This is a genomic window from Mycobacterium sp. E2462 (assembly GCF_001672685.1).
Lineage (GTDB): Bacteria > Actinomycetota > Actinomycetes > Mycobacteriales > Mycobacteriaceae > Mycobacterium.
In genome coordinates this window covers 1-10,494 of sequence record NZ_LZKC01000311.1, presented here as the reverse complement: position 1 = coordinate 10,494, position 10,494 = coordinate 1, and the positions used below count along the sequence as shown (strand labels likewise).

Sequence of the window (10,494 nt, the reverse complement as noted above, 5' to 3'; positions counted from 1 at the left end):
GTGATGCGCTGGCTCGACGGCGCCAGCGCGTCTATCGACGACGTCGAGGTCTACGGCGGCAGCGCCAGCGACCGGCGCAAGGACGCGCCCGGGGAGGGCCGCCCCCACGTCGTGCTCACCGGCCGCGTGGTGTGCGGGTCGGTGATCATCCGCGGACCCCGCCGGTCGCTGCGGCGCCGCGCCCGGCCGGCCTGACGACGGCGCGGGGCGCCCGGAGCGGCCGGGCGTGCAGCCACGGCGGTGCTACCGCCGAATTACCGCCACCCGAGCACACTCGACGCCGCCGGCGCACGCCCGGCGGCCCACGCGGTCGCCGACGCGTGGCGGTCACCAGCTATTAAGCTGGTCGTATGCCCGCCCGCACCGCCCTCGCCCCCGGCGAACTGTCCGCGACCCTGCCGGTGCCCGCCCGCATCGCCCGTCCCGAATACGTGGGCAAGCGCACCGCCCAGGAGGGCAGCGAGCCGTGGGTGCAGACGCCCGACGTCATCGAGAGGATGCGCGTGGCCGGCCGGATCGCGGCCGGCGCCCTGGCCGAGGCGGGCAAGGCGGTGGCGCCCGGGGTGACCACCGACGAGCTCGACCGGATCGCCCACGACTACATGATCGACCACGGCGCCTACCCCTCGACCCTGGGCTACAAGGGCTACCCGAAGTCGTGCTGCACGTCGCTGAACGAGGTGATCTGCCACGGCATCCCGGACTCGACGGTCATCCAGGACGGTGACATCGTCAACATCGACGTCACCGCCTACATCGACGGCGTGCACGGCGACACCAACGCCACCTTCCTCGCCGGTGACGTCAGGGAGGAGCACCGGCTGCTGGTCGAGCGCACCCACGAGGCGACGATGCGCGCGATCAACGCCGTCAAGCCTGGCCGGGCGCTCTCGATCGTCGGCCGCGTCATCGAGTCGTACGCAAACCGGTTCGGCTACAACGTCGTTCGCGATTTCACCGGGCACGGCATCGGCACCACCTTCCACAACGGGCTGGTGGTGCTGCACTACGACCAACCCTCCATCACCACCGTCCTGCAGCCGGGGATGACGTTCACCATCGAACCGATGATCAACCTCGGCGGCCTGGACTACGAGATCTGGGACGACGGCTGGACCGTGGTCACCAAGGACCGCAAGTGGACCGCCCAGTTCGAGCACACGCTGCTGGTGACCGACACCGGCGTCGAGATCCTCACGCTGCCGTGAACCGGTGACCGGGGCGCTGCTGGTCGCGGGCACCAGCTCCGACGCCGGCAAATCGGTCGTGGTGGCGGGATTGTGCCGGCTGCTGGCGCGCGCCGGGATCAAGGTCGCGCCGTTCAAGGCGCAGAACATGTCCAACAACTCCGTCGTCACCGTCGAGGGCGGCGAGATCGGCCGGGCCCAGGCGCTGCAGGCGCGGGCCGCCGGCTTGGAACCCAGCGTGCGGTTCAACCCGATCCTGCTCAAGCCGGGCGGCGACCGCACCTCGCAGCTGGTGATCAAGGGCCAGGTGGCCGACTCGGTCGCGGCGGCGGACTACGTCCGACACCGGGACCGCCTCGCCGCGGTCGTGGCTGACGAATTGGCTTTGCTGCGTGCCGAATTCGACGCGGTCATCTGCGAGGGTGCGGGCTCGCCCGCCGAGATCAACCTGCGGGCCACCGACCTGGCCAACATGGGGCTGGCCAGGGCCGCCGACCTACCCGTGATCCTGGTCGGTGACATCGACCGCGGCGGCCTGCTCGCCCACCTATTCGGCACGGTGGCGGTGCTCGAGCCCGCCGACCAGGCGCTCATCGCCGGCTTCGTCGTCAACAAGTTCCGCGGCGACCCGGCGTTGCTCGAACCGGGATTGCACCAACTGCGGGACCTGACCGGCCGACCCACCTACGGCGTGGTGCCGTTCACCGACGCCCTGTGGCTGGACGCCGAGGACTCGCTGTCGGTGGTCGCGCACCGGGTGGTCGGGACGCCCGAGCCGCCGCGCGGCGACGAGTGGCTGCGGGTCGCCGCGGTCCGGTTGCCCCGGATCTCCAACTCCACCGACGTCGAGGCCCTGGCCTGCGAGCCGGGCGTGCTGGTGCGCTGGGTGACCGACCCCGCGGACCTGGCCGACACCGACCTGGTCGTGTTACCCGGCAGCAAGGCGACGGTCGCCGACCTGGCCTGGGTGCGCGAGCGCGGCCTGGCCGACGCGATAGCCCGGCACGCCGCGGCCGGCCGGCCGGTGCTGGGGATCTGCGGCGGCTTCCAGATGCTGTGCCGACGCATCGACGACCCGGTGGAGTCCAAGGCCGGCCGGACGGCCGGGCTGGGGCTGCTGGACGCCGACATCGCCTTCGCCCCGGCCAAAGTGCTGCGCCGCTGGGGGGCGCCGCTGGCCGGCTACGAGATCCACCACGGCCGGCTCACGCGGTGTGCCGAGGCCGAATGGTTCGGCCGCGACGGGGAGCCGCACGGCGTCGTGCGCGGCGCGGTCTTCGGCACCCATTGGCACGGCCTGCTCGACAACGACGGCTTCCGGCGCGACTGGCTGGCCCGGGTCGCCGCGGCGGCCGGTCGGGGCGGCTTCGTCCCCGCCGAGACCGATGTCGGCGCGCGGCGCGACGCCCAATTGGACGTGGCCGCCGACCTGCTCGCCGCGCACCTGGACATCGACGCCATCTGGACATTGCTGCACGGTCCACCGCCGCCTCGGCCGCGGATCGCAACGGCGTTGCGGCCGTGAGGGATTCGGCAGAACCGGGATGCCCCTCGCGGTTGCTGCCAACGATGCCGGCAGCCGCACGGCGAAACCGGCGAAGTTGCCGGGCCAGCCAAGATGTGCAGAACCGTCGCGCGCGCACGCCGAGTGGCTGTAGCGTGCGGAGGTGCCCTCGATGATGACCACGCTCGACGGGTTTCCCGTCCCGGTACACGTCGCCGGCCCCGAAAAGGGCGTCGTCGTCGTCATCGTGAGCGACGAGCAACGCCCTCCCGCCGCGTACGACGCGGTGTGCGAGCGCTTGCACACCGCGTCGTTGCGGACCGTGGTCATCGGCCTGGATCCGCGGCTGACGCCCAAAGCGGTGATCGGCATCCTGGACGCCCTCGGCATCGGATGGGCCGTGGTGGTGGGCGACCGCGCCGGCGGCCAGCTCGCGTGGGAGCTGGCGGCGACCAAGCTGGGCCGGTTCGTGGGCCTCGTGGTGGTCGACCGCGGGCACCCGCGGGCGTCCGGGCAGGGCGGCCCCGAGCGCGACGGCCACTGCCCGCCGGTCGAAATCAGCACCACCGTGCTGGCCAGCTCCCCGGCCGCCCGCGAGGTGGCCCGCGCCAGCCAGCAATACGTCTACGCCGAATACCGGGTGGTGCAGTTGGGGCGCCGCACGGTTCAGGAGTCCACGGCCCAACTGGCCGCCGAGATCGTCTTGCGCACCAGCACCTGGTGAAGCCTGGTTGACTAGACGGTCATGGCCGACCGGGAACGCGCCCTGACACCTTCGAGCGGGCCGGCGCTGTCGGTGGCCGCGCTCGAACAGCTCGTGGACGCGGGCGCGGTGGACACCGTCATCGTCGCCTTCGCCGACATGCAGGGCCGCCTGGTGGGCAAACGGGTGTCGGCGTCGCTGTTCGTCGACGAGGTGCTCACCCACGGCGCCGACTGCTGCAACTACCTGCTCGCCGTCGACGTCGACATGAACACCGTGCCGGGCTACGCGATGTCGAGCTGGGACACCGGCTACGGCGACATGGTGATGCGCCCGGACCCGGCGACCCTGCGGCTCGTTCCCTGGCTGCCCGCGACGGCGCTGGTGATCGCCGACGTGGGCTGGCCCGACGGTAGCCCCGTCACCGCGTCGCCGCGTGCCGTGCTGCGCCGCCAGCTCGACCGGTTGGCCGAGCGCGGGCTGGTCGCCGACGTGGCCACGGAGCTGGAGTTCATGGTCTTCGAGCAGCCCTACCGGCAGGCCTGGGCGAGCGGGTACCGCGGCCTGACGCCGGCCAGCGACTACAACATCGACTATGCGATCGCGGCGTCGTCGCGAATGGAGCCGCTGCTGCGCGACATCCGGCGGGGCATGCAGGGCGCCGGGCTGCGCTTCGAGGCCGTCAAGGGCGAATGCAACCGCGGGCAGCAGGAGATCGGCTTCCGCTACGACGAGGCGCTGGTCACCTGCGACAACCACGTCGTCTACAAGAACGGCGCGAAGGAGATCGCCGACCAGCACGGCAAGAGCCTGACGTTCATGGCGAAATACGATGAGCGCGAAGGCAATAGCTGCCACATCCACCTGTCGTTGCGTGATGACGCCGGCGCCGCGGTGTTCGCCGACCCCGAGGGCCCGCACGGCATGTCGGTGACCTTCCGCCGGTTTCTCGCCGGCGTGTTGGCGACGCTGCCTAACCACACGTTGTTCCTCGCCCCTAATGTCAACTCTTACAAGCGATTTGCCGACGGCAGCTTCGCCCCCACGGCGCTGTGCTGGGGGTTGGACAACCGCACCTGCGCCCTGCGGGTGGTGGGGCACGGCGGCAGCACCCGGGTCGAGTGCCGGGTGCCCGGCGGTGACGTCAACCCGTATCTGGCCGTGGCGGCGCTGCTGGCGGGCGGGCTGTACGGTATCGAGCAGGGCCTGACGTTGGGGGAGCCGTTCACGGGCAATGCCTACCAGGCCCGCGGCGTCGAACGGCTGCCGGCCACGCTGGCCGAGGCGGCCGCGGCGTTCGAGGCGTCGCCGCGGGTGCGGGAGGCCTTCGGCGACGACGTTGTCGCGCACTACCTGAACAACGCCCGGGTGGAGCTTGCGGCGTTCAACGCGGCGGTGACCGACTGGGAGAGGATGCGTGGGTTTGAACGGCTATAGCCCGAGCCGCCCGGTGGTCGGCCTGACCACCTATCTCGAACGGGTGCGGACCGGCATCTGGGACGTTCCCGCGGCCTACCTGCCCGCCGACTATTTCCAGGGGATCCAGCTGGCCGGCGGGGTTCCGCTGCTGCTGCCCCCGCAACCGGCCGATCCCGAGTCCGTCACCGCGGTGCTCGACAGCGTGCACGCGCTGGTGATCACCGGTGGCTACGACCTGGACCCCGCCAGCTACGGCCAGCAACCCCATCCCACGACCGACGCGCCGCGCACCGACCGTGACGCCTGGGAAATCGCCTTGCTGCGTGCGGCTTTGGACCGCGGCCTGCCGGTGCTGGGCATCTGCCGCGGTGCGCAGGTGCTCAACGTGGCCTTCGGTGGCACGCTGCACCAGCACCTGCCCGACGTGCTCGGGCACAGCGGGCACCGGGCCGGCAACGGCGTGTTCACGCGGGTGCCGGTGCGCACGGTCGCCGGCACCCGGTTGGCGGCGCTGGTCGGGGAGCGCGCGGAGGGGAAGTGTTATCACCATCAGGCCATCGACAAAGTCGGCGCGGGCCTCGAGGTCAGCGCGACCGACGCCGACGGCGTCGTGGAGGCGGTCGAGTTGCCCGGTGACGATTTCGTGCTGGCGGTGCAGTGGCATCCCGAGCAATCCCCGGACGACGTGCGGCTTTTCGCCGCCATCGTCGCCGCCGCCCGCGCGCACGCCCGGCGGGTGAGCTGAGCATGGACACGGCGCCGCTGATCAACCCGGCGACCGAGGAGGCGCTGGGGTCGGTCGAGTTGGCCGACGCCGCGGCGGTCGACGACGCGGTGCGCCGCGCGCAGGCCGCCCAGCGGCGGTGGGCGCGGCTGGCCCCCGCCGAACGGGCCGCGGCCCTGCGGGACTTCGCCGCCGTGGTCGACGCCCACCGCGGCGAACTGGCCGCGCTCGAGGTGGCCAACTCCGGGCATCCGCTGGCCTCGGCCCAGTGGGAGGCGGCCCACGTCCGCGACGTCTTGACGTTCTACGCCGCCAGCCCGGAACGCCTGTCCGGCAAGCAGATTCCGGTGGCGGGCGGGTTGGATGTCACCTTCAACGAGCCGCTGGGCGTGGTCGGCGTGATCACGCCGTGGAACTTTCCGATGCCGATCGCGGCCTGGGGCATCGCGCCGGCCCTGGCCGCCGGCAACGCCGTGTTGGTCAAGCCCGCCGAGTGGACCCCGTTGACCACCATCCGGCTCGGCGAGCTGGCGGTGGCGGCCGGGCTGGACGAAGACCTGCTGCAGGTGCTCCCGGGCCGCGGTGCGGTCGTGGGGGAGCGGTTCGTCACCCACCCCGGCGTGCGCAAGATCGTGTTCACCGGGTCCACCGAGGTCGGCAAGAAGGTGATGGTCGGCGCGGCCGCTCAGGTCAAACGGGTGACGCTGGAATTGGGCGGCAAGAGCGCCAACATCGTCTTCGCCGATTGCGACCTCGAGCGCGCCGCCGCCACCGCGCCGGCCGGGGTGTTCGACAACGCCGGGCAGGACTGCTGCGCCCGGAGCCGAATACTGGTGCAGCGCAACGTGTATGACCGATTCATGGAGTTGTTGGAGCCTGCGGTGCGCGGTGTCGTCGTGGGTGACCCGGCCTCGCCCGACACCGAGATGGGTCCGCTGGTGTCAGCGGCGCACCGCGAGAAGGTGGCTTCCTACGTGCCCGACGGTGCGCCGATCGCGTTCCGCGGCGACGTGCCGAGCGGGCGCGGGTTCTGGTTTCCGCCGACGGTGTTGACACCGCAACGCACCGACCGCGCCGCCACGGAGGAGATCTTCGGCCCGGTCGTCACCGTGTTCGCCTTCGACGACGAACACGACGCCGTCGCGCTGGCCAACGACACCCACTACGGCCTGTCCGGGTCGATCTGGACCGACGACCTGTCCCGCGCGCTGCGGGTGTCGCGTGCGCTGGAATCCGGCAATTTGTCCGTCAATTCGCACTCGTCGGTGCGCTACACCACGCCGTTCGGCGGGTTCAAGCAATCGGGCCTGGGCCGCGAGCTCGGCGCAGACGCGCCTCTGCACTTCACCGAGACGAAGAACGTGTTCATCGCGATCAAGGAGGCGTAGCCGGTGCCGGTCGATCTCACCCAGCGGCTGAAGGGCCGCGTCGCCGTCGTCACCGGCGGCGGCAGCGGCATCGGGTTGGCCGCGGCACGCCGGATGCGCGCCGAAGGCGCCACCATCGTGGTGGCCGACATCGATGGCGACGCCGGAGGCGCTGCGGCCGAAGAACTTTCGGGGCTGTACGTGCCCGCCGATGTGTCGCGTGAGGACGCGGTCAACGAGCTGTTCGACGCCGCGGCGGCCAGATACGGTCGCATCGACATCGCGTTCAACAACGCCGGCATCTCACCGCCCGACGATGATCTCATCGAGACCACGGAATTGCCGGCGTGGCAACGGGTTCAGGAGGTGAATCTCACGTCGGTGTACCTGTGCTGCCGGGCCGCGCTGCGGCACATGGTGCCGGCGGCCACGGGCTCCATCATCAACACGGCGTCGTTCGTCGCGGTGCTGGGCTCGGCGACGTCGCAGATCTCCTACACCGCCTCGAAGGGTGGGGTGCTGGCCATGTCCCGCGAGCTGGGGGTGCAGTACGCCCGGCGGGGCATCCGCGTGAACGCGTTGTGCCCCGGCCCGGTCAACACTCCGCTGCTCAAGGAGCTGTTCGCCAAGGATCCCGAGCGGGCCGCCCGCCGGCTGGTGCACGTGCCCGTCGGGCGGTTCGCCGATCCCGACGAGATCGCTGCCGCCGTGGCGTTTTTGGCGAGCGACGACGCGTCGTTCATCACCGCGTCGACGTTCCTGGTCGACGGCGGCATCAGCGCCGCCTACGTCACCCCCCTTTGACCGCCGCCGCGCCCCGGCCCGACGGCGCTTCGCTCCCGGCGACCAGGTGTAGCCGCTCGGTGGCCCAGCCCTGGGCGGCGCCGACCGCGGCGGCCGCGACCGGCGGCGTGGCCCGCGTCCAGGACGGCGGAACCGACAGCGCGCCCACGACGGCCGCGCGGCCACGCGCGACCCGCACGGCCGGCCCGCCGTTGCCCCGCCGGGGGAACAGCGCGCGCAGCGCGGCGTCCTTGTTCGCGGCGTTGAGGTGGCTTATCGCCAGGCCCGACGGCGCCGACAGCGAGCTCAGCTTGGACAGCGACGACGTGACCGGCGCGAGCGCCGCGGTGAACGGCGGGATCGGCGTCGACGCCAGCCGCGCGAGCGCGTCGGCGATCGCCGGCATCACCTGTCGGCCGGTCGAGACCACGTCCGGCGCCGCCGTCAGTTTCCAGCAGCCCGACGCCCCGGCTCGCCAGGCTCCGGGCGGCGCGGCGAACGGCGTCAACGCCGCCGCCCGGGCCGACGCGCTCGCGTAGTCGCGCAGGGCGTCGGCGTCGCGGGCCCACATCCGGTCGTACTCGCCGTCGAGCTCCGCGATCGCCGCGGCCGTCCGGCCCAGAGGGTCGGTCGAGGCCAGCAGCGTCCGCTGCAGGCGATTGGCGGCGATCTCGGCCGGCGGCACGGTGGCGGCCACCGCGGACCGGTACGCCGCGGCCGCCGCGCCGGCCCGGGCCGCCGTCTCCTCGGCCTGCTCGGCGACGGTGGTCAGCCAGGCGGCCATGGCCGCGGCCGACGGCATGGCGGCCATCGGCGCGTAGGCGGCCGCCATGGCGCGCAGCCGCTCGCTCAGCACCTGCCACGCCTCGCCGGCGCGCACCAGCGGGCGGTGGCCCGGTCCCGAACGGACGCGCGCGGAATTCAGTTCCGGCGGAAGCGTCGTGAAATGCATGCTCTTCGGTCTCCAGACATCGGCGGTGGCCGGCCCGCGGCCGCAAAAGGTTTGCGGCCCAAAGGCGTTCGCTGCCGAACGCGCGGCGCCGAGCCCGGTCAGGTCTCAGCGACAGCGCGCGTCAGCAGCGCGCGATGCACAGCGATGTCGAAAGGTCTTGAGCCAGCACTGCATTGGAGAGTGGCCCGGCGCGGGCGCCGTCGGCCGCAACGCGCGCGGCCGCGAAGGACGCCGGCAGCGGGGTGCGATAACACGGCGGCGCGCCCCGCGTCCAGGTCTGCGGCCGCTCGCGCGTCATCCACATGCTGCGGAACGGCTTCTTGGTCGCCGGCGCGGCCGGGGCGGCGGCGGGGCGAGTCATCGGCCGCGCATGCACCCCAACGTGGCCGGCGCCGTGCGACCAGACCGCCGGCTCGGGCAGGGTGGCGGCGGAGTATTGCGGCCGCAGCGCCGATCCGGCGATGAGCGCGGCGAGGAGGCTGACCGCGGCGGCCACGCCGACGGCCGACAGCCATCGTCGCGCTCGACCAGTGTCCCGATGCCCCACAGTGGACCGACGTTACAACACCGTCCTGCGGCGACGGCCCGTGCGAGCTGTGAGAACGGTGCAAGTCGGATGTGTATTCGGCCCTCAGCCGCGCACCGCGATCAACGGGATGGCCATCTCGGCGGCGGTGGCGGCGCCGTGAAACCCGATCAGCTGTGCCGTCTCCGGTGGCTCGTGGGCGGTGGCCAGCACCGCGGTGTCACCGGTGCACACCGCCACGACGTCACCGACTCGCCGCAGGTGCCGCGGGTCGACGGGCCCGAACATCCCGGTGGCCACCGCCTGCTCGCGGCTGTACACCTCGGCGCGGCCGGTCAGCACCTCCGCCCAGGCTGCCCGCACGTCGTCGGCGGCGCCCGGGTCGGTGTGCAGGTAGCGGACCCGCGGTTCACCGGCCACCACCCGGACGCCCGCGGCGAGGCGCGCGTCGGCGTCGAGGTCGACGCGGGTCTCGGCCGGCACGTTGAGGCCGCCGTGGTCCGCCGTCACCAGCAGCGCGGCGCGCGGCGGCAGGCCCGCCCGCAAGCGGGACAGCAGCGCGTCGACCTGGGCGGCGGCGGTGTGCCACTGATCCGAGCCGACGCCGAAGACGTGGGCGGCGGTGTCCAGTTCGGCGGTGTAGCCATACACCAACCCCGGCGCCGCCCGCAGCTCGTCGACCACCAGCGCCGCGTAGTCGTCGCGGGGCTCGGCGGGGCGGAATGCGGCGCCGCGATAGGCCGCGTCGGTCAGCCCGCTGCCGAGGAAGGCCGCCGGCAGGACGGCGCGCGCCGCGATGCCGGCGTCGTTGAGCCGCCCGAACCAGGTCGGCAGCGGCTGCCACACGCCGGGCGGCGGGTCGTCGCGCCACCGGATGTGGTTGAGCACCCGATCCGTGCCGGGCACGTTGAGCGTGAAGCCCAGAATGCCGTGCTGGCCGGGCGGCGCACCGGTGCCCAGCGACACCAGGCTGGTGGGCGTGGTCGAGGGGAAGGTGCAATCCAAGCGGCTGATCCATCCGGCCTCGCCGGCCAGCACCGACGCCAACAGCGGCGCTGCGGGGGCCAGCGACGGCAGCAGCTGCCAGCCCAGCCCGTCGACCAGCACCACGCAGACGCGGTCGACGGCGCCCACCGCGTCGGCCAGCCCCAGGGCGTCGTGCGCGCCGGGCGCGCCCAGCAGGGCCGCCGCCGCGGGCATGATGTCGCACAGGGAACCGGGCACCCGGTCAGTGTGGCACGACGACCGCCGGCCGGCGCGCGGCGCTGTCGCCGTTGCGCTTTGGGCGGCCCCCCGCTGCGCCTAGACCGGCCTCCCGCGGGAGGCTCA

General features: G+C 72.8%; 10 protein-coding genes and 1 pseudogene. 8 read left to right on the top strand and 3 right to left on the bottom strand.

Annotated elements, in window-relative coordinates:
- The 8 genes and pseudogenes from A5714_RS15845 to A5714_RS15810 all read left to right on the top strand — a co-directional run.
- A pseudogene (locus A5714_RS15845) lies at positions 1–195 on the top strand (hypothetical protein); the annotation flags it as partial.
- Between the two features lie 155 nt (positions 196–350).
- Positions 351–1,208: a type I methionyl aminopeptidase gene (gene map / locus A5714_RS15840; protein ID WP_068064480.1), complete on the top strand. Its 858-nt coding sequence runs from the start codon at positions 351–353 to the stop codon at positions 1,206–1,208.
- Between the two features lie 4 nt (positions 1,209–1,212).
- Positions 1,213–2,712 (top strand): cobyric acid synthase, encoded by a 1,500-nt coding sequence (locus A5714_RS15835; RefSeq protein ID WP_068286561.1) that lies wholly within the window; start codon positions 1,213–1,215, stop codon positions 2,710–2,712.
- 151 nt (positions 2,713–2,863) lie between these two features.
- Positions 2,864–3,415, top strand: a complete 552-nt coding sequence (locus A5714_RS15830) for an alpha/beta hydrolase (RefSeq protein ID WP_068064540.1) — start codon at positions 2,864–2,866, stop codon at positions 3,413–3,415.
- A gap of 21 nt (positions 3,416–3,436) precedes the next feature.
- Complete coding sequence (locus tag A5714_RS15825; protein ID WP_068286556.1) at positions 3,437–4,831, top strand: glutamine synthetase family protein; 1,395 nt, start codon at positions 3,437–3,439, stop codon at positions 4,829–4,831.
- A complete protein-coding gene (locus A5714_RS15820; RefSeq protein WP_231973673.1) occupies positions 4,812–5,558 on the top strand; it encodes a gamma-glutamyl-gamma-aminobutyrate hydrolase family protein in 747 nt (248 codons plus the stop codon). Before A5714_RS15825 ends, A5714_RS15820 begins: the two co-directional genes overlap by 20 nt.
- Positions 5,559–5,560: 2 nt before the next feature.
- The gene (locus A5714_RS15815) at positions 5,561–6,925 is read left to right on the top strand and encodes an aldehyde dehydrogenase (RefSeq protein WP_068286553.1); all 1,365 of its coding nucleotides are present in this window, start codon (positions 5,561–5,563) and stop codon (positions 6,923–6,925) included.
- Positions 6,926–6,928: 3 nt separating this feature from the next.
- The gene (locus A5714_RS15810; RefSeq protein ID WP_068286550.1) at positions 6,929–7,708 is read left to right on the top strand and encodes a 3-oxoacyl-ACP reductase; all 780 of its coding nucleotides are present in this window, start codon (positions 6,929–6,931) and stop codon (positions 7,706–7,708) included.
- Here A5714_RS15810 and A5714_RS15805 read toward each other — a convergent pair.
- The 3 genes from A5714_RS15805 to A5714_RS15795 form a co-directional block, all read right to left on the bottom strand.
- Positions 7,695–8,639: a PPE domain-containing protein gene (locus A5714_RS15805; protein ID WP_068286547.1), complete on the bottom strand. Its 945-nt coding sequence runs from the start codon at positions 8,637–8,639 to the stop codon at positions 7,695–7,697. The two genes, A5714_RS15810 and A5714_RS15805, sit on opposite strands and share 14 nt — an antisense overlap.
- 121 nt (positions 8,640–8,760) lie before the next feature.
- On the bottom strand, positions 8,761–9,135 hold the full coding sequence (locus tag A5714_RS15800; protein WP_231975903.1) for a hypothetical protein: 375 nt from the start codon (positions 9,133–9,135) through the stop codon (positions 8,761–8,763).
- Positions 9,136–9,270: 135 nt separating this feature from the next.
- Complete coding sequence (locus tag A5714_RS15795; protein WP_068286541.1) at positions 9,271–10,389, bottom strand: alkaline phosphatase family protein; 1,119 nt, start codon at positions 10,387–10,389, stop codon at positions 9,271–9,273.
- Positions 10,390–10,494: the final 105 nt, after the last annotated feature.

Coding starts and splice junctions, on each gene's coding strand:
- A5714_RS15825 (WP_068286556.1), top strand. CDS start 3,437: ATGGCCGACCGGGAACGCGCCCTGACACCTTCGAGCGGGCCGGCGCTG.
- A5714_RS15815 (WP_068286553.1), top strand. CDS start 5,561: ATGGACACGGCGCCGCTGATCAACCCGGCGACCGAGGAGGCGCTGGGG.
- A5714_RS15830 (WP_068064540.1), top strand. CDS start 2,864: ATGATGACCACGCTCGACGGGTTTCCCGTCCCGGTACACGTCGCCGGC.
- A5714_RS15805 (WP_068286547.1), bottom strand. CDS start 8,639: ATGCATTTCACGACGCTTCCGCCGGAACTGAATTCCGCGCGCGTCCGT.
- map (WP_068064480.1), top strand. CDS start 351: ATGCCCGCCCGCACCGCCCTCGCCCCCGGCGAACTGTCCGCGACCCTG.